General features: G+C 69.4%; 18 protein-coding genes and 1 pseudogene. 7 read left to right on the forward strand and 12 right to left on the reverse strand.

From position 1 onward, the window contains the following. Positions 1-223 precede the first annotated feature (223 nt). Positions 224-1,011 (forward strand): annotated as a pseudogene (locus HUW62_RS48590) (DUF6310 domain-containing protein). A gap of 1 nt (position 1,012) precedes the next feature. Beyond that, positions 1,013-1,771 carry a DUF5953 family protein gene (locus HUW62_RS09295; RefSeq protein WP_176434215.1) on the forward strand — a complete coding sequence of 253 codons (759 nt, stop codon included), beginning with the start codon at positions 1,013-1,015 and terminating at the stop codon, positions 1,769-1,771. Positions 1,772-1,819: 48 nt separating this feature from the next. Here the strand turns inward: HUW62_RS09295 and HUW62_RS09300 are convergent, their stop codons facing one another. The 8 genes from HUW62_RS09300 to HUW62_RS09335 all read right to left on the reverse strand — a co-directional run bounded on the left by HUW62_RS09300 (position 1,820) and on the right by HUW62_RS09335 (position 10,948). Next, positions 1,820-2,995, reverse strand: coding sequence for an alkaline phosphatase PhoX (locus tag HUW62_RS09300; protein ID WP_163869911.1), 1,176 nt, complete (start codon positions 2,993-2,995; stop codon positions 1,820-1,822). Between the two features lie 100 nt (positions 2,996-3,095). Continuing rightward, positions 3,096-5,012, reverse strand: coding sequence for a beta-propeller domain-containing protein (locus tag HUW62_RS09305; RefSeq protein WP_176434216.1), 1,917 nt, complete (start codon positions 5,010-5,012; stop codon positions 3,096-3,098). 123 nt (positions 5,013-5,135) lie between these two features. Further along, positions 5,136-5,636, reverse strand: a complete 501-nt coding sequence (locus HUW62_RS09310; RefSeq protein WP_255203328.1) for an endonuclease V — start codon at positions 5,634-5,636, stop codon at positions 5,136-5,138. 64 nt (positions 5,637-5,700) lie between these two features. After that, on the reverse strand, positions 5,701-6,987 hold the full coding sequence (locus HUW62_RS09315; protein WP_163869914.1) for a DUF1444 family protein: 1,287 nt from the start codon (positions 6,985-6,987) through the stop codon (positions 5,701-5,703). A gap of 15 nt (positions 6,988-7,002) precedes the next feature. Next, positions 7,003-7,728, reverse strand: coding sequence for a c-type cytochrome (locus tag HUW62_RS09320; RefSeq protein ID WP_163869915.1), 726 nt, complete (start codon positions 7,726-7,728; stop codon positions 7,003-7,005). Next, complete coding sequence (locus HUW62_RS09325) at positions 7,725-8,966, reverse strand: YncE family protein (RefSeq protein WP_163869916.1); 1,242 nt, start codon at positions 8,964-8,966, stop codon at positions 7,725-7,727. Before HUW62_RS09325 ends, HUW62_RS09320 begins: the two co-directional genes overlap by 4 nt. Next, positions 8,963-9,589, reverse strand: coding sequence for a hypothetical protein (locus tag HUW62_RS09330; protein WP_176434218.1), 627 nt, complete (start codon positions 9,587-9,589; stop codon positions 8,963-8,965). Before HUW62_RS09330 ends, HUW62_RS09325 begins: the two co-directional genes overlap by 4 nt. A 12-nt stretch (positions 9,590-9,601) precedes the next feature. Next, entirely contained in the window at positions 9,602-10,948 is a 1,347-nt protein-coding gene (locus HUW62_RS09335; RefSeq protein WP_176434219.1) for a hypothetical protein, read from the reverse strand. Between the two features lie 236 nt (positions 10,949-11,184). On the opposite strand from HUW62_RS09335, the gene HUW62_RS09340 reads away from it, so the two are divergent. After that, on the forward strand, positions 11,185-12,390 hold the full coding sequence (locus tag HUW62_RS09340; protein ID WP_163869918.1) for a cyclic nucleotide-binding domain-containing protein: 1,206 nt from the start codon (positions 11,185-11,187) through the stop codon (positions 12,388-12,390). A gap of 27 nt (positions 12,391-12,417) precedes the next feature. Next, positions 12,418-13,596: a cyclic nucleotide-binding domain-containing protein gene (locus tag HUW62_RS09345; RefSeq protein WP_163869919.1), complete on the forward strand. Its 1,179-nt coding sequence runs from the start codon at positions 12,418-12,420 to the stop codon at positions 13,594-13,596. Between the two features lie 100 nt (positions 13,597-13,696). On the opposite strand, the gene HUW62_RS09350 is transcribed toward HUW62_RS09345, so the two are convergent. Beyond that, positions 13,697-14,890: an OmpP1/FadL family transporter gene (locus HUW62_RS09350; protein WP_163869920.1), complete on the reverse strand. Its 1,194-nt coding sequence runs from the start codon at positions 14,888-14,890 to the stop codon at positions 13,697-13,699. A 27-nt stretch (positions 14,891-14,917) separates the two neighbouring features. Further along, positions 14,918-17,806, reverse strand: coding sequence for a hypothetical protein (locus tag HUW62_RS09355; protein WP_176434220.1), 2,889 nt, complete (start codon positions 17,804-17,806; stop codon positions 14,918-14,920). A gap of 192 nt (positions 17,807-17,998) precedes the next feature. Between HUW62_RS09355 and HUW62_RS09360 the strand changes: the two genes are divergently transcribed. Further along, complete coding sequence (locus HUW62_RS09360) at positions 17,999-18,523, forward strand: hypothetical protein (RefSeq protein WP_176434221.1); 525 nt, start codon at positions 17,999-18,001, stop codon at positions 18,521-18,523. Here HUW62_RS09360 and HUW62_RS09365 read toward each other — a convergent pair whose 3' ends face one another. After that, a complete protein-coding gene (locus HUW62_RS09365) occupies positions 18,524-19,339 on the reverse strand; it encodes a flagellar motor protein MotB (protein WP_163869922.1) in 816 nt (271 codons plus the stop codon). Between the two features lie 131 nt (positions 19,340-19,470). Then, positions 19,471-21,465, reverse strand: coding sequence for a patatin-like phospholipase family protein (locus tag HUW62_RS09370; protein WP_176434222.1), 1,995 nt, complete (start codon positions 21,463-21,465; stop codon positions 19,471-19,473). Between the two features lie 180 nt (positions 21,466-21,645). Here HUW62_RS09370 and HUW62_RS09375 point away from each other — a divergent pair, with 180 nt between their 5' ends. Then, complete coding sequence (locus HUW62_RS09375) at positions 21,646-21,963, forward strand: CBS domain-containing protein (RefSeq protein ID WP_176434227.1); 318 nt, start codon at positions 21,646-21,648, stop codon at positions 21,961-21,963. A gap of 257 nt (positions 21,964-22,220) precedes the next feature. Continuing rightward, complete coding sequence (locus HUW62_RS09380; protein ID WP_163869924.1) at positions 22,221-22,916, forward strand: NTP transferase domain-containing protein; 696 nt, start codon at positions 22,221-22,223, stop codon at positions 22,914-22,916. Positions 22,917-23,774: the final 858 nt, after the last annotated feature.

Below are 23,774 nucleotides of genomic sequence, written 5' to 3' on the forward strand. Positions count from 1 at the left end.
ACCCCCGAACACCATGGCCGTCAGATGGTGCTGGCATGTCCCCATGCGAGCGAGCCTTGACCCATGGCATCACCCTTGATTGAAAGGACGAAAGGACGTGCCCATGCGTCTCCTGGCTTGCATCGCACTTCTGTTCGTCCTCTCGGCCTGCGCTACGTCGGCGCCTGGTCGAAAAGAGTCAACGGCTCTGAACCCGACCCTGGTCAACCTCCAGCGAGCAGCAATGCTGCCGTGGAGTGACGGGGGGCGGTGTGTCGTCCGTGAGGCCTCCCAGCCTTGGCCCGTGTTGGCGGAGCGGTGCTTTGCGGCCCTTGACCATGACCGGGTCCGGTTCAAGGACCGGACAGGACGATGTACCGTTGCCTCGGCGGGCGCGGCGACCCTGGGAGTCGGCCTCTGTATTCTGGCGGCACCGGAGATCGTCGTGGGCACGGTGGTCGTCGTTGGCGTGATGGTGGTGGGGATCGCCATCAAGGAAGCGCTGGATGCATATGAGCTACGAGGGAGTGTTTCCGAGGAGGTAGAGCCCGCGCCTCGGACCGAGCTCTCCTCGCAGGAGTCCTCCACGAATCGAAAGCCCACGCCGGAGCCATCAGGGCAGGACTGGTTCCCCCCGGTGCCGACCGAGCCGCGAGAGCGCGAGCGCCGCCAGGAGTGCAGGCCGATTCCGGGGCCGCCCCGTGGAGGGAATGATCCCCATAACGAGTGCGCGGACAGAATCCCGGGCAACAACTTCCCCGGGCTGAATGTGCTCGTCAATGGGAAGAGCTTCGATGGGCTGGTACTCGCCACGCGCACGCTGTGGGAGGTCAAGACAGATGCCTTTGATAAACATTCTCCTCATTCTCAGGCGTTCTTCGCCAGGGTGAAGCTGCCAGAAATACAGAGAGAGAAAGGCTTGCGGAGGCTTGTGGCTATGGCTTTTCCGTAGGTGTGCGAAGTCCCGCTCACAAGGCTGCTCTGAAGCGGCTGGATCCCAACCTGGATGTCGTTGTCATGGACTGGTGCTAGGATGTCAGTCTTTCCTGATGAACTCGGCATCGTTATCTACGCCCCTCCGCTCGAGGGCGATGACAGGCGCTCTCTTGCTATCGTCCATGGCATGGAAGGCGCACTTCCTGGTCTGCGGCTGGACTGGACGTATTCTGAAAAGGAAGAGTTCGTCGCGTTGCACCATCGCGATGAGTGGGTCGCCGCAGACAGGGCGGACAATGGGTTCCCGTTTGTTTGCAACGACGACAGAAGTCGCCCAGTGACGCTCTCCGGTTGGGAGAACCCGAACGGGCTTTCAGCAGGGGGGGCGTCGCATCTGGAAGTTCATGGCTCAGTGCACCTGGACGCAGCCACCATCGTGGCGGCAGCGGATGTGTTGGCGGCCATGGGAGAAGGTGCCCGCGGTTTCTGGGGGCATGCAACGCCGTTCAACGCGGGGGCGGAGATCGCCGAACAGACGGCGCCAACAGGGGCCGGCCCATCTTCTCCACCCCGAGGGCTGCCAGCACTCAAGCCGTCGAGGGAGATTCTCTCGCCTGAAATTCCACATCGCCTCGGGTGGCTGAACTACTGGTCCGCCGCTGCCGCGCAGGCCATTGGGTTCCCGGACCTGGCCCGGGATGCGGAGCTGCTTTCAAGGGCGCGGCGCACGGCATCGGGCGGGTGGGTCGTGCAGCTCACGGACGCGCCGCTCGACCTGGACAATCCCGCCCACCTGGACGCGCTCCTGCGTGCCTACGCACGGTTCCCGGAGATCGGCGGACGTGCAACGCCTTGACGTGTGGATGGTCTCGACGAAGCGCTGATGCTTTGTCACGAATCGTCCCTAGCCGCGCCGGGTGCGGAAGGGGCCCTTCACTTCGTATGTGACACCGCGCCTGTCCGAGCCGCGCTGGGAGCTGAAGTAGAGCCGCTTGCCATCCGGGCTGAACGCCGCGCCCGCCAGCTCCGAGCCCGCGTGTCCCATCACCTGGAGGAACGGCGTCACCTTCTTGTCCTGCGTCAGCAGGCACATCTGCATGTCATCCCCGTCCTCGCAGATGAACAGCTCACGCGCCTGCGACACGGTGACGTTGTCCACGCCGCGCAGGGGCGCGTTCGGATACGTGGCCGCGTCGTACAGCACCTCCAGCCGGCCCGTCAGCGGCGTGAGCGCCCACACGCGGTTGTCGTGCTTCGTGGTGAAGTACACCACGCCGCCGTCGTACCAACAGCCCTCACCTCCAGGGAACGCCGTGGTCTCCCGCCCCGCCGCCTGCATCGCGGCCGGAGCTTGCGGCGACACGGGCACCCACTGCACCTTCAAGCCCGTGCGAGGGTCTCCCGTCACGCGAGCTGCCTCCAGCGTGCCCTCCTCGAGCGAGGGCCACTTCGCGGAAGTGAAGCGGTAGAACCGGCCCGTGGGCGTGTCCTCCGTGAGGTACAGCCGCCGGCCCATCGGGTCCACGGCCACCGCCTCGTGCGTGAAGGCCCCCAGCGCGGGTCGCGCGACGCCCTGTCCCGGCCGCGACGGCTCACACTCCCAGACGAGCCCCTTCGGGTGCTCCTCGCAGGACAGCCAGGTCCCCCACGGCGTGGGACCTCCCGCGCAGTTGACGTGCGTGCCAGAGAGGATGCGCCACGCGCCGGTGATGTTCCCCTTCGCGTCGAAGCGCACCGAGGACACGCCACCGTCCGGTGACGTCTCGCTGTTGCACGCATAAATCCAACCGCCGTCCGGCTGCGCGAAACAGGCCCCACCATCCGGGGCCATGTGCCACGCGTAATCCGACCCCGGCACCACGTCACCCGTGCGAGCGATGACGCGAGACGTGAAGCCACGCGGCAGCCGGAGCCCCTGGGCATCCGGGCTCTCCGCCATCGGTCCGTAGGGCCCGGTGACCGAGCCCGGCGTGCTCGGCATGGCCGGCGCGGCGTACACGTTGCGCCAGAAACCGAGGCTCCCCAGGGCCAGCGTGCTGCCCCCCAGGGCGGAGAATCGCAGGAAGTGACGGCGGTGCATGACCCGCTTTGTCTCGCAGGTCCCGCTCCAGGGGAAGCGCTTCGGAGTCACGAGCCGATGGACTTTGGCCCCGGCCTCCCTCCACTCCGAGCAACCGGGCTCAGCGGCCCGACCGCAGGTAGCTCACTCGGAAGGACTCCTCCACGGTGCTCCCGGTGACGTGGGCCTCCACCAACTCGTAGCCCATCAGCGCGAAGATGCGCTCCCGGTAGAAGATGGGGCGCGCGTTGCCGTACCAGTCCGTGCACGACTTCCTGCACGCGTCATCGCCCGTCTCCACTGAAGCGCCCAGCGAGCCTAGCGTCGTCAACTCCAGCGTCGGGTCCACCCGCATGAAGGACACCTCCGCGGAGCCGTAGCGCAGCGAGCTCCACTCCCCACCCTCGTACCGCAGCGGGAGCCCCATCACCCCGCCGCCCGCGCCATCCGGCTTGAAGAAGAAGCCATGGCTGCGCGACTCGCCTTGCGTCGCTCCGGCGCGCAGCAGCGTGCCCCTCAACTCCGGGCCTCCTTCTCCGAGCGCCACCGTGGTGAGCCGCAGGCCCGCCCTGTTCTCGCCCACCACCAATGCGCCGCCCGTGCCCAGCGGCTCCAGGCGCGTCACCGTGTGGCCCAGCGCCAGCCGATGTGAATCCAGCGGAGCCCGCACGTCCGTCACCCAGACGGCGCGCTCACCCCGATTGGAGTCGTCGTCGAACCCCTCGCCCGAGCCCCACAGCACGTGGTGGCCCACGAAGCGATTCTGGAGCGTGCCCTCGACGGGCCCGGGCAGCAGGGTGAAGTGCTCCGACCGCAGGCCCGTCAGCTCCGGAGAGAACGCGTCCAGCGGCGCGCGCAGCAGCGCGAAGCGGCCGTCACCCCGGGTCACCTCGGGGCCCCACATCGAATCCCCCTGGCCCGACGTCACGAGCAGCGCATCCAGGTGCCCGTCCTCGTTCTGCCGGAAGGAGAACTGGTCCACCGGACCGCCGCGCGCGCGCAGGGCCCCGGGCTCGCCACCGTCCAACGGCAGCCGGTACACCACCGAGTCACGCGGCTTCTTCGGGTCGTACTTCTCGCCCTCCACCGTCCACGACTCGTAGCCCGGGGAGACCCAGAGGTACACCGCGTCGCGCGACACGTAGAAGGTCCGCGCGGGCGGCGCCATCAGCGAGCGGGCCGTGCAGGTGAACTCCGGCGAGTCCAAATCACAGCGCACCACCGTGTGCAGCGCGGGCCACAGCGTCGTCTGCACGGGCTTGAAGACGTCCATGCGCGTGAGGATGGGCTGCCACGAGGTCGTCTCGTTGCCGCGCACCCAGTTGCGCGTGGACGGCAACGACAGCTCGCTCCCCGACAGGTGGTACGGCATGTAGAAGACGAGGGTGCCGCCCACCAGCCGGCTCGCGTAGTTGCGGCTGGAGTAGTAGTCGTTGGAGCGCAGGAAGTGGGTGCTCTCATGCGTCAGCGCTCCCGCGTCATCCATGCGGAACAGGCTGACCTCCGTCGCGCTCAAGTCATAGCTGTAGCCGATGACGATGATGCGACGGCCATACACGAGCATCTCGTCGTACCAGGTGCCGTGCGTGAAGCCCGGCGCGTAGGCGTCCGCCTGCTCCGCCGGTTCCAACGCACCCTGCACCTGGCGCACGGTGAAGAGGCGGCCCCGGCGCAGCACCACGAACCAGTCCCCCACGGCCTTGACGATGTCGCCCTCGTCAACGCCGGCCTCCTGGTTGTTGGTGATGGAGGGGTCCGCCGGTGCGGGCTCCTGCGGCGAAGGCTCGCCGTCCGCGCTGGTGCCACCGCAGCCGACCACGGGGCCACCGCCGCTCGACAGGCTCTCGCGAATCGCCTGGAGCTGCTTCACGTGGGCGTCGAATGCCTGCTCCGACTCGAAGCGCTCCAGCCGCGTGAAGGTGATGGAGGCGACCTCCTCGCGGGTGAGCGGACGGCGCTCTGGAGGGCACGCCGAGATGACGAGGATGAGCAGCAGACCCGTGAGGAGGTGATGGCGCTGGACGCGGGGTGGGCGCATGGGGTGGACCCTGAGAGCAAGGCCCGTACCAGGGGTATGGCCTCTGTCTTCAGAGGGAAGCGGACCCACGGGCGAGCCGGACACCCGCGCGAGCGCGACGCGCGTGTCAGGGGTGAGGAGGGCTCACGACTCGCGGCACAGCCGGTCCACGCGGCCCAGCAGGGTGGGCATGCGGGAGGGGCCGTGCATGCGCTGGATGTACTCGACGGCGGTGGGGGTGCTCAGGCCCACGGCGCTGACGAAGAGAGGGCGCTGGCTCTGGCCGCGCAGCACGGGGAGGGCCACGTCGCTGGAGTGGAAGGACGTCTTCGCCACACCGATGACGGGCACCGCGCGCCCGAGCGCCTCGTACAGGTGCGCACCCAGGCCGGGCTTGTCCTGGCCCAGCCACACATAGCCGTCGACGACGATGGCCTCCAACTGCTCCGGCACCAGTGCGAGCACGCGCAAGAGGTGCGGCAGCTCGCGGCGGTAGAACTGGCCGGGCTCATAGGCCGCCGCGGGAGGGCCCCGGTCCACGTGGTGCGCGGTCTCCGAGGCATCCGTCCAATCGCGAAACAGGACGCACGCGGCCACGGTGACGTCATCGCGGTAGTCCACGTCCACGCAGGCGAGCATCGTCATCTCCTCGGGAGAACGGCCCCCGGCTGACGCGGAGGCGTTCGGTCGGCTGACGTCGCGAAGGGCCTCAGTCGGCGTCGTACTCCGCCAGGTCCACCTGCGCGGCGCGCAATTGCTCCACCACCGCGTCCGACGGCCACCCGGTGGTGCGGTAGCGCGGCGGCCACAGCTCCGGCATCGGCGCGAGGTACGCGGAGGCCAGCCGCTTCACGTCCGGGAAGGCCACCATGAAGAAGTCCTCTTCGCCCGCCTGGATGGCCACGACCTCCGTCTCCGGCAGCATCGTGTCCACGTCCTTGCTCCAACTGGACCAGCTGATGGGGCGGCCGTCCTTCTCGCGGCCCATGGCGCCGAAGCTGGCGACGAACACGTCCACCTCCTCCGCTTCGTGCTGCGCCTCCAGCATCTGCTTCTGGGTGGCGTACTCACCCATGGCGCAGCGCAGGTGGCCCCGGCGCACCAACTGCGCGAGCTCGTCGTTGCCGGCGCGCCGGTACGGCACCACGCGCCCGGCGTCGTCCACGGTGTAGAGCGCGGGGGAGATGCCGCGCGTGCTGGCGTCGTGCTCGCGCTCGGCGAACTCGCACAGGCGTTTGAGCATGGCCGGGTCTCCATCACCACCGATGAGGAGCGTGGAGCGCGTGGGGATGACGGCGATGGGGCGGCCCTTCACGCGGTCGGCGAAGGACGCGAGGAAGCCCGGGTGCAGCAGGCGCGAGGCCTCATAGGTGTCGTTGGAGTCCACGGACCAGAGTGGGCTCGGCTCCTCGTCTTGGAGCGCCACGCCAGACTCGTGGATGAGGTCCAGGTTGGCGAAGGCCGACTCGAAGGCCTCCTCCTCGGAGACGCCCCACTCCTGGAGGTGCTGCTGCTGCACGTACATGGTGGCGTCGGGCAGGTCCAACACCAGCAGCTCGCGCAGGAAGGGGATGGTGCGCCGCTCCACCATGGGGCGCGGGCGGGACTCTCCCGGTGGCGCAATCATTCCGAACGTCGCCGAGCGCACCACGGGAAGGAGCTTCTCCTGCGCCTCCTCCCACGACAGCTTGCCTCCGCTGTCCCCGGTGAAGGCCGCCAGGAAGCGGCGGATCTGCTGGGCGCGCTCGTCGGGAGACACCTCGCGCGTCTCCGCGAAGAGGTTGTCCAGGTACATCTGGACGACCTCCCCGTTCTTCAAGAACCGCAGGCCGTAGTCATCCGGCAACCGGGTGACTTCAGTCACCCGGGGGATGGACTTCAGCGCCGCCTCCACCTCGCGCCGCAGGTACTCGCGGGGGCTCACTGACTCAGGCGGGCTCGACGATGATTCCGAACCCGCCTTCTCCAGACCGAAAAGCTTCTTCCAGAAACCCATATGCGGGCTTCCTTACTACAGCCCCAGGTACGTGAGCAGCGCTCCCATGTCCGCGTCTGAGAGGGATTCCAGGCTGTACGCGGGCATGTTGCCGCCGATGTGGAAGAACTGGCCGTGTCTCACCTTCTCGATGACGACGAGCGAGTGGGGGATTCCCGGAAACAGCTCATCGTAGTCCTGGGTCACTTCCGGGAGGATGGAGGCCATCTCCGTCAGCCGTCCCTCACCGGTGTGAATGGCGCCGTGGCACTCCTGACACGCGGCTTGATACACGGCCTGTCCTCGCTCCGTGCTTCCGCGAGGCACTTCCTGGATGTCCTTCACCACGGTGTACGGCAGCGCGGGGGCCGTGGCATCCGGGCTGATGCTCACCAGGTACTCATACAGCGCGCGACTCTGGGGCGAGTCCTCCGGCAGCTTCTGCACGCCGCGCATGAAGCTGACGTAGCAGAAGTTCACCGCGTCCAGCAGGTTCGTCTCGTAGCCGCCCCACCAGTTGGGCCGTGAGGCCACGTTGTAGAGCGTGTAGCCGGAGTCCATCCGCCCGTTGAGCGGCGTGGGCGTCGTCGCGTGGCACGTCGCGCAGGAGAAGTCGTTGAACTGGCTCTCCGAGAAGCGCGCGTCGCGGAACAGCAGCTCGCCGTACTCCGCCGCGCTCACCGGCTTCGCCTCGTCACCGCAGGCGGACGCGAGGGTGACGAGCGCCACGAAGGGCAGCACCTTCCAGGCCGCGTGGCTCATGGCTGCCCCCGGAGGATGCTCACCGAGTCGGGGAAGATGCCGACCCGCACCGTGTTCACCACCGTGCCCTGCGCCACGTTCACCGAGTGCAGTGTGCCCGGGCGCACGTGGTCACCCTCGCAGACCACGAGCACGTGGCTCTCGTCTGGAGTCAGCCTGGCCTGGTGCGCGTTGAGACAGCCCGAAGGCGCCAGGTCCACCTCGCGCCGGATGAAGCCCGTGGCCGCGTCGATGATGGCCAGCGCCTCCACGCCTTGATACGGCATGTACAACGTCGTCCCGTCCGCGCCGATGTCACCGAACATCGGTGAGCCCGCGAGGCGAATCCGCCGAGTCGCGTTCATGGTGTGCGTGCGCGCTTCGAGCACCTGCACCTCGCGGCTCGCCATCGAACTGACGAAGACATCTCCCGTGGTGGGCGACATCGTCAGCGCGTAGGGCTGGTGCCGGGGCGCCGTGGCGGTGCCCGGATTGGCGGCCACCTTCACGCGTTGAGCCTCCGTGGTGGGCGCCGAGAGGTCGACGATGGCCACCTCGTCCGACCAGCAGGCGATGTAGGCCGTGCGCTCGTCCGGAGACAGCCGGATGGCGTGCGGAGCGGGGCACACGTCCACCATGGCTTTGCGAACCATCGTCTTCGCGTCGATGATGGCCAGCCGCGCGAACATCTCCCGTTCGGTGCCGCCGCGACGCGCCACCTCGGCGATTTTCAGCGTGTCGAAGTGCGTCTGGTACAGCGTGTTCCCGTCCTTGCTGACGATGACGTCGCCGGGGTTCGGGTCCACTCGCACCGAGGACACCAGCCGGTTGTCGCGCGCATCCAGCTTCAGGCAGTAGCCATCATCGGCGCCGCTGCCGTGCGCGCCATGGGGCCCCGAGCCGCCGCCCGGCACGTAGTTGGAGATGCCGACGTAGTAGTGGCTCCCGTCCGGCGACACGGCGGTGTGGTGCGGTCCCTCCAGCTCCACCGGGTTGAGTCCCACCGGCACGCGCGCCAGCTCGCGCCAGCCCGCGCTCGTCGCGCCCTCCAGCTCCAGCAGGCTCAGCGTGTCGTCCAGGCTGTTGGTGATGAGGACGCGTCCACCAGGCCCGGGAGGCGGCACGCTCGAGCCCGCGCCCCACGGCTCCGGGTGCGCGTACTCGATGTCCGCGGGTGGCTTCACGCCGTCGAAGGGATTCGAGTCGTCACTACAGCCCGCGAAGACGAGCCCCAGCGCACAGACCCACGCGTGTCTCATGGTGCCCCCTGGAGGCGGATGGTGACGGGCTGGGCCAGGGTGTAGGGACCCTCGGTGATGCGGTTCTGGAGCAGGTACGCGCTCACCACCTGGACGGAGAGGTCCTGTCCGGCGCTCGCCTTGAGGGTGTCCCACGTCGCGGCGTCGAGCTGCCACTCCAGATTGGACGTGAGCATCTCCACCGGGCACTCGCGGCCGGGCACCGTGACTTGCACCCAGTGGATGTCTCCGGTGAAGGGCGGCAGGTGCGCATGGGCCGTGGGCAGCACCCACTCGCCCACGCGCGCGAGCATGGAGCGGGCCGTGTCGAAGGGGCTCACCGGCGCGGGGCGCGGCTGCGCGCTCGCCAGGGTCGAGGTCCACGTCCACTTCGGCGGGGCGTCGTTGATGGAGTACGTGGTGCCCTGCGTGGGCAGCGCCAGCTGCGCGGCCTCGGTGCTGTCCGTGGGCTTGCCCTTCGCGTCGACGAGCGCGCGCCAGGCCTCGTCGGTGGCGTCACCGCCGTAGAGGGGCTCGCCGCACTTCGACTCCGGCTCCTTGTCGTCGCCACAGGCCGTGGTCGTCAGGGAGAGCAGGGCGACGAGGGAGGTGGTCCAGAGCGTCTTTCGCGAGAGGGGCTTCATGGGGCGACCTGTTCAATTCTGGCGCCGCCGACCACGGCGCGGCAGGGTGAGGGTGGAGAGCAACAGCAGGACGGGCACCATGTTCCCACCCATGGCCCCACATCCGCCCGAGCCCTTGGGGGCAGGCAATGGTTGGGGAGTGGTGCCTGCGTCCTCGGCCGTACCGGCGTCCTCGGGACTGCCCGCGTCGGGGGTGCCCGCGTCCACGGGGGGCTCCTCGACGGGGCCGGCCGGATAGAGCGGCGCCCCGAGCTGCTCCGCGAGCTGCGGCCACTGGGCCGGGCAGAGTTCTCGCACGGGAGTGCCTCGGGGGCAGTGGTGCGCGCCCTGGATTTCGTAGAGGCCGAACAGGGGCTGCCAGGTGCTGCCCTCGTCGGTGCTGCGCGCCAGCGCCCAGTCATGCAGCCAGGTGGAGCCGCAGCCGTAGAGCGTCTGCCCGTCGCGCAGCACGCACGCGTTGCCCGTGGGCAGCGACAGCATCTCCAGCGGTCCGGTGGAAGGGCCCCGGAAGAAGTGGTTGAGCGTCCCCACCCACGCCTTCTTCCCATCCGCGGACAGCTCCATGTTGATGAAGACGTCGTTGATGGTGGAGACGATGTTCAGCGTCTGGCCCGCGTCGTCGCTGCGCAGCAGGTACGTGGCGCCCTGGGAGGACACGCGCGCCCACAGCACGTCCGCGGATACCGGGTCCGCCATCTCCACGAGCAAGTCGTACGGCAAGAGCAGCTCCGACAGCGGGTGGACCACCTCGGTCCACGTCTCGCCCGCGTCGTCGCTGCGCAGCAGGAGCAACCGGCTCTCCTCCTTGCCACTCACGTAGAGGCGCTGGGGGTTCGCCGGGGACACGCGCACCGCGTTGAGCACCAGGCCCTGGCGCATGAGAGGAGAAGGGGCCCACGTCTCGCCGCCGTCCAGGGAGCGATAGACGCCGTTGGGTTTGCCGTGCCGGGAGGTGACGACGTAGAGGATGCGGTCGTCGGTGGGATGCGCGGCCAGCCCCGACACCCAGGTGTCCTTGAAGAAGGGGTGGGTGTTCCAGGAGCAGCCGCCGTCGGGCGAGCGGAGCAGCGTGCTGCCGGTGGCCGCGAGGATGTCGCCCGCCTCACGCCACAGGTAGGCGTTGGGGTTCCAGCCGCCGTAGCCCATGGCCGTCGGGCATATCCACCGGAACGTCTTCCCGCTGTCGCGCGAAATCACCGCGCCGAACGTCGCGCCCAGGAAGTAATCCTCCGGGTGGCCTCGGCGCAGGGTGACGTTGGAGGTCTCTGGCAGGCCCGCGTGCGCTCGCGCCGTCCCTCCGACACCCAGGGCACACAGGGTGGCGACGAGGCTCCAGCGGCGCATGTGGCGAGTCGTCATGATTCGGGCTCCAGGGGGTGTGGGGGGCCGGCCCATCCCGGACGATAACGCCTGGACCGCCGACATATAGCGGCGAGCGTGGAAGCACGGGTGCGTTGCTTCGCCACATCCCGTGCGTGGAAGGTCATGCACCCACCACTTTCGTGTCGACGGGAGGAGGCGCGCGCGGAGGGCTCGCCTCCTGGCGGCCGGTCTGCTACGGACGTGGGAGACATTGCCGCAGGGGGGAGCACGACATGGCGGGGGCCGCGAAGGTGTCCGACCTCATTCCGGATGAGGGCGCCAAGGGGTGGGGTGTGCCCGTGGGAGCCCCCGGCCGCGCGGTGTGGGAGGCACTGATGCAGGGTGCGGTGGACGTGGCGGTGCGGTCCTACGAGGACCTGTCCCCGGTGCAGCGCGAGCGGGTGCTGGAGGAGTCCGGCAATGTGCCCGCGCAGGCGCGCTCGGCGCTGGTGGACGTGCTGCGGCGCGCGCGGGACTTCGCGGGCGCGGCCCGGCTCCTGGAAGCGCAGGGCGCGGACTCGGAAGCCGCGGCGCTGCATGAGCAGGCAGGCGCGCCGATGCTGGCGGCCGAGGCGTGGCTGCGCGCCGGAGAGCGGGCCCGCGCGGCTGCGGCCTTCGAGAGCGCGGGTGCGTTGGAGCGGGCCCTGGAGCTGTACCGCGCGCTGCATGCGCGCGAGTCCATGGCCCAGTGCCTCACGCGCTCGCAGCGCCCGCTGGAGGCCGCGGAGCTGTACCACGCGCTGGGCTATGCGCACGCGGAGCTGGAGGCGCTGCGCGGCGTGCCGCCCGAGCATCCCCGGCGTCGCGAGGCGGTGCTGCGCATGTGCGCGCTGCTCGACGAGCAGGGAGAGTCCTGGCGCGCGCTGGTGCTGCTGGCGGATGCGCGGCAGGAGTCGGCGGCCGCGCGCGAGGACGACGTGCTCCAGGCCGAGCACCTGCGCCTGTTGCGCCACCTGGGGCTGGGCGACGGCACGTCCGCGTTCCATGAGCCCGCGCCGGTGGCGAGCGCCGTGCCGGACGGGTACGAGTACCTCAAGGCCATCCCCATCTTCGGCGAGCTGGCGCTGGAGGATTTGAAGGACTTGTTCCGCATGGCGCAGCAGGTGGCCATCCCCGGGGACACCACGGTGCTGGAGAAGGGCGCGCGGGGCACGGGCCTGCTGGTGCTGCTGGAGGGCACGGTGGACGTATTCACCGGGCCGGGGCTGGACGCTCGCCAGCTCAACACGCTGGGGCCCGGCGCCTGGCTGGGTGAAATCTCCCTCATCCTGGATGGACCCACGTCCGCGCACGTGCGCTCACGCTCGTCCGTCCGCGCGCTGAGGGTGACGCGCGTGGACTTCCAGCATTACCTGGCCACGCACGAGGCCGCGGCCCTGCGCATCTACCGGCTGTTCACCCACAACCTCGCGGAGCGGGTGCGCGCGTTGAGCGCGTAGGACTCCATGTGGCGGTAGGATGGCGGCATGGCGGACATGCACGTCGTGGGGAAGGAGCGGGCGGTGACGCTCGCGAGCCAGGGGAAGCTGGAGGAGGCGCTGGCCGAGTACCAGGGCCTCTCGAAGTCCACCCCGGACGACGCGGACGTGCACCAGCGGGTGGCGGAGTTGCTGGAGTGGCTGGGCAGGAAGGCCGACGCCGCGGCGGCCCACGAGACGGCGGCGCTGGCGTGGGCGAAGGTGGATGAGCCCCTGCGCGCGGTGGCCGCGTGTGTCGCCCTCGCCCGGCTGGGCGCCACCGACGCCATGAGGCTGCGCTGCGCGCGGGCGCTGGCCGAGCGCTTCGCCCTGTGTCCTGGCGTCGTCGCGGAGCGCCCCGTGCCGCTGTTCTCCCGGCTGAGCCGCGAGGACTTCGTGGCCCTGGTGGGAGTGCTGGAGGTGCGCGCCTTCTTCCCGGGACAGGCGGTGGTGGAGGAGGGCGCGGCGGGCGCGTCCATGTTCGCGCTGGTGGAAGGCCGCGCGGAGGTGGTGCGCGCGCTGGAGGACGGCGAGCGCGGCGTGGTGGGCTCGGTGGTGCCCGGGGACTTCTTCGGCGAGCTGGCGCTGGTGTCGGAAGGGCCGCGCCTGGCCAGCGTCGTCGCCACCGAGCGCGCCGTGCTGCTGGAGTTGACGCGCGCGAGCCTGACGGCGGTGGCGGTGCGTCACCCTGGCGTGGGCGAGGTGCTGGAGGACTTCTACCGGCGCCGACTGGTGGACAACCTGCTCCGCAGCAACCCGCTGCTCAGTCGGCTGACGGCGGAGCAGAAGGCGGCGCTCTCCCTCGACTTCCGGCTGCGCGCCGTGGTGCCCGACGAGGTGCTGATGGCGCAGGGCCAGCCGGGGGATGCCTTCTACGTGTTGCTGCGTGGCAAGTGCACGCCGTGGTTGGAGCAGCCGGGTGGCAGACGCATGCCGCTGGCGGAGCTGCGCGAGGGGGACGTCTTCGGCGAAATCTCCCTCCTGTTGGACAAGCCGGTGTCCGCCACGGTGCGCGCCGACGTGAAGGGCGTGGTGCTGCAACTGCCGCGCGCCGCCTTCGAGAAGCACCTGCTCAGCCAGCCCGGCACGAAGGGCCTGCTCATGCGCATGGGCACGGAGCGGCTGCAGAACTCCGCGCGCGTGCTGGCCTCCGGCCGCGTGCTGCATGATGGAGATTTGCGCGTCTGAGCCGGACCCCTGAAACGACGACGCCCGGGCCCCCATGAGGGAGACCCGGGCGAAGAGGACATCCGACCCGCATGAATGCGGGCCGGACGTTTGACTGCGATTACATCGAGTAGCCGAGCGTCAGGCCGAACACGTGCGCGGAGCCGTTGTACGTGCCGGAGATGCCCGGCGCGGAGCTCTCGTTGTCGGCCAGGCTGACGAACTGGTAGCCGAAGTCAGCGCGCACCGAGCCGAAGCGGTAGCCCGCGCCCACGGAGACGCCGAAGCGGTCCGCGTCCGGGAGGTCCGGGGTCAGCGTGCCACCGGGACCCGGGGCCGGGTCCAGGATGAGGCCGGCGCGGACCTGGAGGGCGGGCGTCACGCCGTACTCGGCGCCCAGGTGGTAGTTCCACTTCGCGCGCCAGCGCTTGGGCAGCGGGTTGTTGATGGCCGGGTTCTCCGGGAACTCGATGGCGAGCTCCTGGAACGAGGACCAGTCCACCCAGTTGGCGTCGAAGGCGATTCGCAGGTTGTCCAACGGGGTGACGGCGATACCCCACGCCACCGTCGCGGGCAGCGTGACGTCACCCTCCACCGGACCGTCGGGCAGACGCGCCTGGAACTCCGCGGGCACGTTCTGGAAGTCCGCGTTGCCCTTGAAGGTCAGGTCCGCGGTGCTGCGGAAGTGCAGGCCCATGGTGACGTACTTGGGCAGCAGCACCGCCTGCACGCCCAGGTTGTAGCCGATGCCCCACGACGCGCCGCCCAGGTGCACCTGGCCTTCGCTTTCGACGAAGCCCAGCGCGCGCTTGAGCTCCAGCGTGCCGCGGTAGATGTCCAGACCCGCGCCGACGCGGAACCGCTCGTGGAGCTGGAACGCGGCGGTGGGGTTGATGTTGTAGACGGCCATGGCCGACTCCTGGGCCTTGAAGCGGCCCACGAAGTCATCCACCCAGCGGCTGTTCGCGCCGAACGGCGTGTACACGCCCACGCCCACCGCGAAGCGGTCGAAGGGCTTGTACACGGCGAACAGGTGCGGAGGCGGCGACAGCGTCGTCTTCTGACCCTGCTCGGCGCCGTTCACCGGGGTGAACTTGATGCCGGGGAGGATGCCGGTGTCGCCAATCTGCACGTCCAGCTTGTTCACACCCAGGATGTTCGCGGCGTTCGAGTAGATGGCCGACGAGTCGTCCAGCCACGCGGCCGCCGCGTTGCCCATGCCCGTGGAGCGGGCGCTCTGGGTGTTGATCTGGAAGCCGGCGGCCTGGGAGGAGCCAGCGGCCAGCAGCGCTACGAGGGACAGTGTCTTCTTCATGTGAGTCATTCCCCTGAGTCCTGTCCGTTACGGAGTGGCCGCGGTGCCCGTGTTGAGGAAGCTGACGACCTGGGCCTGGGCCGTGTCGCGCACGGACTTCAGGAACGGGTTGCCCGGGTCGGACGGGTCGGCGATGAGGAGGAACACGTGCCGCGTCGACGTGGGCAGCAGGTCGACCTCGGCCATGTAGTTCTGCACCGTGCGGGTGCTGTCGCGGTTGGCCGCGGCGATGAGCCCCTGCGTCACCGGGTTCGGAATCACCTCGTCACCCTTGATGTACTGGATGAACGCCTCGCGCTCGGCGGGAGCACCCTCGAGGTTCTCCAGCTTCCAGGCGTAGTTGCGAGGAGCGGCCGGGTCCAGGATGGTGCGAGCCAGCACGATGAACTCGTCGAACGCCGGGGTGCCGGGGATGCGGCCCACGGTGCCCAGGAAGTTCAGGAAGCCATCGCGGCGGGCGATGAACGTCGGGTTGGCGGACGTCAGGAGCACGTCGACCAGATCGCCGCCCGGGACGTTGAGGACGGTGCGGCGCACGCGGGTGTTCACGGACGCGGACAGCGCGCCCTGGAAGCCGCCCAGGCTCTGACCCACGTAGTCCACGGTGGCCGCGTTGAGCGTGGCGCCCGGGACGACGTTGCCCAGCTGCGTGCGCAGGCCGTCGCTGGCCAGCACGCGGGTGAACTGCGAGAAGTCCACCACGTGGTGGCGGAAGTTGTCGCGCGTGGCGAACAGGTTGGTGAGGTTGAGGAAGTTCCAGCTGGAGACGGCCGGCGGGGAGTTCGCGTTGGCGCGCAGGAAGTCGCCGCCCTCGCACTTGGCCGTCGTCACGCTGCACACGCCCTGGCCCATCGCCTGGCAGGACAGGTCGCCACCCGCCCCGGGGTTGCAGGCGCTGGCCGTCGCCGGAGCGACACAGCGGCCGTAGGTGGGGCTGTTGACCGTCACGTCACAGGTGGAGCCGGCGGCGCACGCCTGGTCCGGAGTGGTGATGGTGCCCAGGCCCGACGCGGCGGTGATGCCCGCGCAGCTGGTGCGCTCGCCGTGGAGCACGGTGTCCATGGCGGCCACCGCGTAGCCCGCCTCGTTGAGCTTGTTGACGATGGGGAGCACGGAGGTGCGGTTGCTGCCCAGGCCGTGACCGAAGACGACGACCTTGTAGCCGCCGGCCGGAGGCGCCGAGGCGGGCACGAACAGCCAGAACGGGACGTGGTCCAGGCGGGTGGGACGCGCGGGGTTGAGCGCGCCGTTGGTGTCATCCAGGAGGTTGGGCGTCAGGAACGCGCCGACGAGGGCCTTGCCCACGTTGGTGTGCTCCAGGCCGTTGGCCGTCATGGCGCCGGTGAGCTGGGGCGTCTGGTCCACCAGGTAAAGCGGCGTGGTCGGCACCGGGGCGGGCGCCTGGTTCAGCGCGCCGAGCACGGAGTGGGTGCTCTGCGTGGTGAAGACCCACGCCAGCAGCACGTCCTTGCGCGCGATGTGCTGGGCCTCCAGCGAGTCGAACAGGGGCTTCATGCCCGCGCGGATGGGCTCCAGCGCGACGGCGTTGCCGTCCGGGACGGCGGCGACCTGGCTCTTGCCGTCGATGGCCAGCGGCGCGGACAGACGCAGCAGGGCCTGGGGACCGGTGGGCGCGACGAAGTTGCCCTTCTCGTCCTTGGCGCCGCGCAGCAGCACCACCGCGTACTGGCTGGCGGGGTCGAGCGGAACCTCGGGGATGATCTGCAACTGCTGGGGCGCGGGGTCCGCCGGGGTGCCGTCGCGCTTGGTGCTGGAGGCGCAGTTGAGGCACACCTTGACCTTGGGCGTGGTGCCGCCCGGGGTCAGCTTGACGAACAGCAGCTCGCGGCCCAGCCGGACGGTGTTCATGTCCAGCTTCGCGTCATTGTCGATGACGCCGCGGGTGACGCTGTTCTCGGAGATGATGGGCGCCGTCGTGGACCAGCCATCCAGGGTGTTCAGGCCCTTGATGAGGTCCACCACCGTGCCGGTGCCGGCGGGCACGGGCAGGTTCAGGTGCGCGGGCGTCGTGCCCGTCGCGGCCACGCGCAGCAGGTCGTTGGGGAAGGGGATGGTGCTGGTGCCCGGGTCGAACGTCGCCTCCGGCTGGCCCATGATGGTGAAGGTCCACGCCAGGACGATGTCGTCGCGGTTGATGGAGAACTTCGCCGCCGCCAGGTCGAGGACGTCCTTGTAGCCCAGGCGCAGCTGCTCCAGGCGCTTGGCGCTGTTGAGCTGGTCCGCCAGGCGCTCGGCCGGGTCCGACTTGGTGGAGGGGATGAGCTCCGTGGCGAGGGTGCAGTTGGGGGACGTCAGGTCCTGGCCCGGACAGTTGACGAGCGGCAGGCGCGAGCTGGCGAGGGACCACGTGGCCGAGCCGATGATGGGCTTGTTGTTCGGCGCGGCCGTCTTCAGGCCGTTCTGGCCACCGACGAGGACCACCGCGTAGCGGCCGCCCTTGGGCCAGCCCTGCGGCTGCGGCGGGATGACGGTGATTTGATTGCTGGCCTCGCGGTAGCCGATGGTCGGCGTCACGGGCTTCGCCAGCGGGGTGCCTTCGTACAGGTCGATGAACTTGACCGTCGTCGCGTTGACGGTCTCCGCGTTCAGGCCCTTCACCGTCGTCGTCGAGATGGCGGACGTCGGGAAGCCGTTGAGCGTATTGAGATAGTCCCGAGTGAACTCCTGCTCGGCGGCAGGCGAATTCGGATTGATGGGCGCCGCGACGATGTTCGAGCCATCCGGCAACTTGGCGATGGCCAAGTCATTCGGAGACGGCACGACAGCCGGAGACGCCGAGGGGTCGAACTCCGCCACGACGACGTCCGCGGCATTCGGCGGGTCGTCCTGCATGATGTCCGGATCACACGCTACCGTGCCCAGGGCCAGAGCCCCGAGGAACAACGCCTTTTTCATGGGTACAACCCCCTCCGAGTCCAAGTTTGGACTTCAGGACTAGGTGACAGTCGCGTGGCGTACCACGTCCCTGGGTTGGCCGGAAGCGACGGGACTTGACGCGTTGTGTCACCCATGCTTCGGCGTACGCGCGAGTGGCACCGGCTGTCTTTGACACACTGCGCTGACGCCAATCACCGGTACGCTGAGCGGATGAACCGACTGCTGGGTGTGCTGGTGATGTGCATGGCGATGGCGGCGTCCGCGGAGGAGGCCGGAGGACTGGCGTGGACGGCGCCCGCGGAGTGGGCGGCGCAGGGTGAGCGACCGATGCGCGCGGCGACGTACAAGCTGCCGGCGGCGAAGGGGGACGCGGAGGGCGGGGAGCTGGCGGTCTTCTACTTCGGGCAGGGGCAGGGCGGCGCGGTGGACGCCAACGTGAAGCGGTGGCTGGGCCAGTTCCAGACGGCGGATGGCAAGCCGGTGGACAAGGTCGCCAAGACGAAGGCGGAGAAGCTCAACGGGATGCCGGTGACGACGGTGGACGTGAAGGGCACGTACATGGGCGGCGGGCCGATGATGGGCCCCTCCACGCCGAAGCCCGGATTCCGTCTGCTGGGGGCGATTGTGGAGGGCCCCGAGGGCGCCCTCTTCTTCAAGCTGACGGGCCCGGAGAAGACGGTGGCGGCCTCGGAGAAGTCCTTCCGCAAGCTGCTGGAGTCGGTGAAGAAGAAGTAGCTAGCGCGTGTCCCGGGCCGTCTTGAGGGCGGCCTTCTTCGCGGGCAGCTCCGGAATCAGCAACACCTCGATGCGCCGGTTTCGCGCGCGGCCCTGAGGGGTGGCGTTGGCGGACACCGGCCGCGTCTCCCCGTAGCCGGCGGCGATCATCCTGCGAGAGCGCACGCCGCCCTGTTCCTCCAGGAAGCGCACCACGTTGACGGCGCGCGCCACGGACAGCTCCCAGTTGGTGGGGAAGGTGGCCTGAAGCTTCTGCGACGGCGGCGAGTCATCCGTGTGGCCCGACACCTGGATGGCCTTGTCGTCGACCTTGGCCAGCACGCCGCCCAGCCGCTTGAGGACCTCCTGGCCGCGCTTGCTGATGCTCGCGTCGCCGGAGTCGAAGAGCACCTTGTCCACCAGGTCCACCTGGATGCGGCCCTTGGCTTGAGACAGCTTGATGGCGCCTTCGGCAATCTCGGCCTTCATCTTGTCCTGCAGGTCGTCGTAGGTGTCCTTGAGCTTGGCGAGCTCCGCCTCCTGCTCCTGCACCGTCTGGGAGAGCTGCTCCTTCTCCGTGCTGAGCTGCTCCTTCTCCGAGGACAGCTTCGCGTGCTCCGCCTCCAGCGCGGCGTACTTCTCCTCCAGTTGCTTGCGCGCGGCCTCCGCGTCACGCGTGCGCGCCGTGGCCTCGTCCGCCAGCTTGCGTGCTTCCTCCGCCTGGGCCTGCGCCTGCGCCGAGCCCCGGTGCGCCAGGTACAGCACTCCGCCCGCGAGCAGCACCACCAGCACCGTCACCAGCCAGGGCACCCAGGCCCGCCCTCGCTCCGCTTGCATCAAGACCTCCCAGGGGGATGTATGCGAGCCACCGTAACGACGACACCCGGGTGCGCCTCAAGGCGTCCCGGGTGCGTGAAGGTGTCTGGAGGTTCAACCTTGCAGCGGGGGCGCAAGCCCCGCACGGTGTGTCAGAAAGGGAACCAGGAAGGACGCACGCTGCGCACGTCACTCAGCGTGTGAGACAGCTGGGCGCCGAAGTCGTTGAACGCCTGGCCATCCAGCCAGATGGACTCAATCTGTTTCTGGCCGAGCTTCACTTCGTGACGTTTGCCATTGGCGGCGGTGGCGACGACGGTGTCTCCGCCGTTGTAGGTGACCTGGAACTTCTCGCCCCAGATTTCGACGGGCTCGCTGAACTTCAGGTCCTTGGGGACCTGCGTCACCATGTTGGTGCCGCGCGAGCCGGGGACCTTCATGTCGTCCATGAACTCGCGGAGGAAGTCGCGCGTCACTTCGCGCGTCTGTCCATCCAGGATGGGGTCCACCTTGTTGTCGTAGCCGAAGCCCAGCACGCTGTTGGACTGCTTGGGGTTGTCCAGGTTCCACGTGGGGACGCTGAGCATGAACTGGTTGGCGCCCGGCTTCGCCTTGTCGCGCCAGTCCTGGGCCTCGGTGGCGTTGTCCTTGAGCAGGGCCAGGCCGTTGAAGCCGTTCCACACCACGTCATCCGTGTCGAGCTGGCCGGTGGGCAGGGGCTTGGGCTGGGCGGTGCCGTTGGACGGGTGCGTGCCGCCGCGCGTCTGGAGCGACGCGCCAATCTGCGGCAGGTCGTTCTTGTTGTAGCCCATGGGCAGGTTGTCCAGCGTGCCGCCGTCCACCAGGTGCATCTGCCGACCGGTGACGGGGTCCACCAGTTGCACGGGCTCGAAGACGCCGGGGATGGCCATGGAGGCGCGCATGGCGAGCGCCACGGGCGTGTCCGGCGTCGTCTCCTGGCTGAAGACGAAGATGCGGTCCTGCGCGCTCTTGAAGCCGCCGTTGGGGACGGCGCTGTCGTAGGCCTTGGCGGCGACGAGCTGGAGGGGAATCTTGAGGTCGGCGAACGTCACGGGCCGGTCGGTGATTCCGGTCAGCTCGCGCAGCTTCTGGTCGAAGAGGTCATACGCGGCCTGGCCGTTGAGCAGGCCACCGTCGTTCATGTCCAGGTCGAGGTCATACAGCTTGCCCAGGCGCGGATCCTTGGCCACGTCCTCCACCTGCTTCGGCGTGGCGCCCGTGGCGGCGAACGCGGCGGCGATGGAGCCGGCGGACGTGCCCGTGAGGCTCACCGGCACCACGCCCATCTCGCGCATCTCCGTCAGCATCGCGGCGTAGCGCTTGCCCTTGCCGCCACCGCCCTCCAGGCTCAGGTGCACGCCCATGGGCTCGCCGCCCTGCACCGGCATGCCCGCCTCGGCGCGGTTCTGGGCGACGGAGGCGGTGTACTCGGCGGCCTTCTTCGCGTCGCCCCCCGCGACGATGTCCAGCGCCGCGGGCGGCTTCGTCACCGGCGTGCCCGTGGGGAAGCGGCTGGCGTGGACCTGGCCGTTGGGAAGCTCCTTCGCCAGGAACTGCGGGTCCAACCAGAGCGAGCCCGGGCGCGGCGCGGTGGTCCGCGTGTAGCCCGTCTGCTGCGTCAGCGCCCCTTCCGCCTTCTCCAGCGCCGCCTTCACCTGCGCGTAGCGCGGGTGCGTGGAGGGCAGCATGTCCAGCTGCGCCGACAGCGAGCGCACCTGGCCCAGCGTGTCGCGGAACTGCTGGGTCTGCTCGACGAGCTGCTTGCCCTGCTTGTCGTCAATCTTGGGGGGCAGGACGCGCTCGAGGACCTTGCGAAGGTCGCCCAGGTCCACGTCCAGCAGCTTGTTGAGCGGAATCTGGAGCGGCTTGCCGGTGAGGGTGATGCCCTCCCAGGGCTTGCCGCCGGTGCCGGCGAGCTGGGGCAGGCCCAGCTTGGACAGGTCCGGCAGCTTCGCCTCGAACCGGTCCACCACCTGGTTGGCCGCGCGGGCGACGTTCTGCAGGCCCTGGCCCATCCGCTCGAGCAGGTTGGGCTTGGGGGCCTCCGCCTTCTGCGGCTGCACGGGCTCCGGGGCTCGACGCGGTGCGGCGGACGGCGTGGAGGAAGGCGGGGTCTTGATGCTCATCGCGGAGGCTCCACGGGGGGACGCGTCGAGGGGGGTGGCGGTCTGCCTGGGGATTATCGCGCGGGAGGCGTCCCGGGTTGTGTGTCGCCTTTCGGAAGTCGCATCGGCCCGGCAAGGCCCTTGCTTAGGGATGGATCAGAGGCGCCTGACGCCTGCTTTTTCTGGAGGCCTTCCGTGACGATGTGCCGCAGCCCTGAGTTCGAGATGCTCGTTGCCCATGCCGTGACGCTCTTCCCGGAGGACACCGTCCTCTCGGCGCTTCAGGTGATGCACCGTCACGGGGTGCACGCGCTCCCCGTGGTGGATGGCCACAACGGAGCGTGGTTGGGCGAGGTGTCGCAGCACGAGCTGCATCGCCTGTCCGCCTTCGCGCCGCTGGCGCGGCTGGCTGAAATTCTGACCGCCAAGGCGCTGGCGAGCACGGAAGAAAAGACCGCCGTGTCCACACCGGCCTCGGCGCTGCTGCTCCACGCGCCCGCGCAACGGTGGTTGCATTGAGCCGCGCGCGAGCAGGTGGCCGGGGGACACAGGAGGCAAGCCTCCGGGGTGGTACGAACGAGCAGGCGGCCCGTGCTCCTTCCGGCACCGCTCGCGCGCCCTCGCGCTCCTCTCAGGAGGCTCGCGAAGTGACTGGGGACCGGCTGACGGCTAGCACCGGGGGGTGGGCTCAAAAACCACCGGGGAGGCCACAGCCTGTTCCCGGTGGCCCCGGGCCAGCTGGCACTCGATTCCCCGGGGGACGGAGGAGGCTTGGTATGAAGGCAGTGGCGATCATCCTCGCAGCGGGCGAGGCCCGGCGGATGGCCCACCCCAAGGCGCTCATCCTGCACGAAGGCGACAAGAGCTTCCTTCAGTCGCTGGCGTCGACCTTTGGCAAGGCGGGATGCAGTGTGCTGGGTGTGGTGGGGAAGGATGCTGAGGCCGTGCGCGAGCAGCATCCGGGGCTGGACCTGGTGGAGTCCGAGCAGTGGAAGGACAGCCAGATGGTCTCGGTGAAGGTGGGGTTGGACGCGGCGATGGAGGCCGGAGCGGACGTCGTGCTCCTGCATCCGGTGGACATGCCAGCGCTCCGCGCCACCACGGTGAAGTCGTTGCTCAAGTTGATGGGGGAAGCGGAGGAGGCGCTGCGTCCGGAGTTCGAAGGGGCACCTGGCTGGCCGGTGTTGCTGTCGCGTGCGGCGGCGGAGCGGCTGCGCGCGGAGTCGGGCGAGCAGCTCGAGGCGGTGCTGAAGAACATGAAGGTGCGCCGGGTGCCGCTGAAGGACCCGGGCGTGATTGTGAACATCAACGGGCCGGAGACGTACGAGCGGTTGTTCGGCTCGGAGCCGAAGCTGGCGCCGCCTCCCAAGCGCCGAGGCACCGGCAAGCGGCCGTCCTCGGGGCTCACCACGGTGGCGGACATTGGCGGTGGGGGCGGTTCGGTCCCCATGGCCGCGGCATCTGACGAGTAGAAGCTGGAGGGCCGGGGCTCCCTGTCGTGGGCGGCTCCGGCCCGCCGTGTTGCTAGAAGGTCAGGCCCAGGCCGAAGTACGGCCCGCCGAAGCCTTCCTCGTGTTCGACGCCGTCCACGTGTCCGGCGTCGTTGAGGTACAGCGCGCGCCAGCCGCCGCGCAGGTTGAAGGTGCCCAGGTGCAGGGCGAGGCCCGCCTGGGCGTCCACCTGGCGGTGCGGAAAGGGCGTGGCGTTCAGACGCGCCTCCAGGTCAATCGGCGAGGCGCCGATGCAGGCCTCCACGGACGCGCCGAAGCTGGGGCCCACGAAGATGATGTTGGCGGCGTGGGCGCTCGTCAGGCCCGCTTCCACGCGCATGCGTCCCCGGGAGCTGGCCCACAAGGCCGCCGTCACCCGCGCGCTCAGGAGCGTGATTCGGTCCACCTTGTCGGAGCCGTCGTCCGCGTCGAGCGTCATGCCGGTGATGCGGGTGTCCAACCCCATGCGCCGGCCCTCCATGGCCATGAAGACGCTCATGGCGCCTCCATCCTTGAGCCAGTCCGTCTGCGCGCCCAGGCGCACCAGCAGCGGCACGGGCTCATCTCGTCGGCGCTCGGCGCGGGCGGTGGCGTTCAGCCGGGACGAGGAGGCCGCGGCCCCCGCGATGCCCACGCCGACGATGCCCGTGCTCGAGGGCACGTGGGCCCGTCGCCGCCTCCGGGGCGCGTCGTCTTGTTGTGCGTCACGCTCCTTGCCGATGGCCGTGGCGGGGTGCTCGCGCGCCGTGCGCCCGGCGTTGGAGTCCTGACCGGCGGGCGAGGCGGGGTGCTCCCTGTCACTTATACACATCTGACGCTGCCGACGACTTAATAGGTTTA

Origin of the sequence: Myxococcus sp. AM011, from assembly GCF_013372595.1 — a bacterium.
GTDB lineage: Bacteria > Myxococcota > Myxococcia > Myxococcales > Myxococcaceae > Myxococcus > Myxococcus eversor.

What these genes read in the sequence shown, in the direction of transcription:
- HUW62_RS09330 (WP_176434218.1), bottom strand. Translation starts at nt 9,589, where the DNA reads ATGAAGCCCCTCTCGCGAAAGACGCTCTGGACCACCTCCCTCGTCGCC.
- HUW62_RS09375 (WP_176434227.1), top strand. Translation starts at nt 21,646, where the DNA reads ATGTGCCGCAGCCCTGAGTTCGAGATGCTCGTTGCCCATGCCGTGACG.
- HUW62_RS09320 (WP_163869915.1), bottom strand. Translation starts at nt 7,728, where the DNA reads ATGAGCCACGCGGCCTGGAAGGTGCTGCCCTTCGTGGCGCTCGTCACC.
- HUW62_RS09335 (WP_176434219.1), bottom strand. Translation starts at nt 10,948, where the DNA reads ATGACGACTCGCCACATGCGCCGCTGGAGCCTCGTCGCCACCCTGTGT.
- HUW62_RS09310 (WP_255203328.1), bottom strand. Translation starts at nt 5,636, where the DNA reads ATGACGATGCTCGCCTGCGTGGACGTGGACTACCGCGATGACGTCACC.
- HUW62_RS09350 (WP_163869920.1), bottom strand. Translation starts at nt 14,890, where the DNA reads ATGAAGAAGACACTGTCCCTCGTAGCGCTGCTGGCCGCTGGCTCCTCC.
- HUW62_RS09315 (WP_163869914.1), bottom strand. Translation starts at nt 6,987, where the DNA reads ATGGGTTTCTGGAAGAAGCTTTTCGGTCTGGAGAAGGCGGGTTCGGAA.
- HUW62_RS09370 (WP_176434222.1), bottom strand. Translation starts at nt 21,465, where the DNA reads ATGAGCATCAAGACCCCGCCTTCCTCCACGCCGTCCGCCGCACCGCGT.
- HUW62_RS09300 (WP_163869911.1), bottom strand. Translation starts at nt 2,995, where the DNA reads ATGCACCGCCGTCACTTCCTGCGATTCTCCGCCCTGGGGGGCAGCACG.
- HUW62_RS09380 (WP_163869924.1), top strand. Translation starts at nt 22,221, where the DNA reads ATGAAGGCAGTGGCGATCATCCTCGCAGCGGGCGAGGCCCGGCGGATG.
- HUW62_RS09345 (WP_163869919.1), top strand. Translation starts at nt 12,418, where the DNA reads ATGGCGGACATGCACGTCGTGGGGAAGGAGCGGGCGGTGACGCTCGCG.
- HUW62_RS09340 (WP_163869918.1), top strand. Translation starts at nt 11,185, where the DNA reads ATGGCGGGGGCCGCGAAGGTGTCCGACCTCATTCCGGATGAGGGCGCC.
- HUW62_RS09295 (WP_176434215.1), top strand. Translation starts at nt 1,013, where the DNA reads ATGTCAGTCTTTCCTGATGAACTCGGCATCGTTATCTACGCCCCTCCG.
- HUW62_RS09305 (WP_176434216.1), bottom strand. Translation starts at nt 5,012, where the DNA reads ATGCGCCCACCCCGCGTCCAGCGCCATCACCTCCTCACGGGTCTGCTG.
- HUW62_RS09355 (WP_176434220.1), bottom strand. Translation starts at nt 17,806, where the DNA reads ATGAAAAAGGCGTTGTTCCTCGGGGCTCTGGCCCTGGGCACGGTAGCG.
- HUW62_RS09365 (WP_163869922.1), bottom strand. Translation starts at nt 19,339, where the DNA reads ATGCAAGCGGAGCGAGGGCGGGCCTGGGTGCCCTGGCTGGTGACGGTG.
- HUW62_RS09325 (WP_163869916.1), bottom strand. Translation starts at nt 8,966, where the DNA reads ATGAGACACGCGTGGGTCTGTGCGCTGGGGCTCGTCTTCGCGGGCTGT.
- HUW62_RS09360 (WP_176434221.1), top strand. Translation starts at nt 17,999, where the DNA reads ATGAACCGACTGCTGGGTGTGCTGGTGATGTGCATGGCGATGGCGGCG.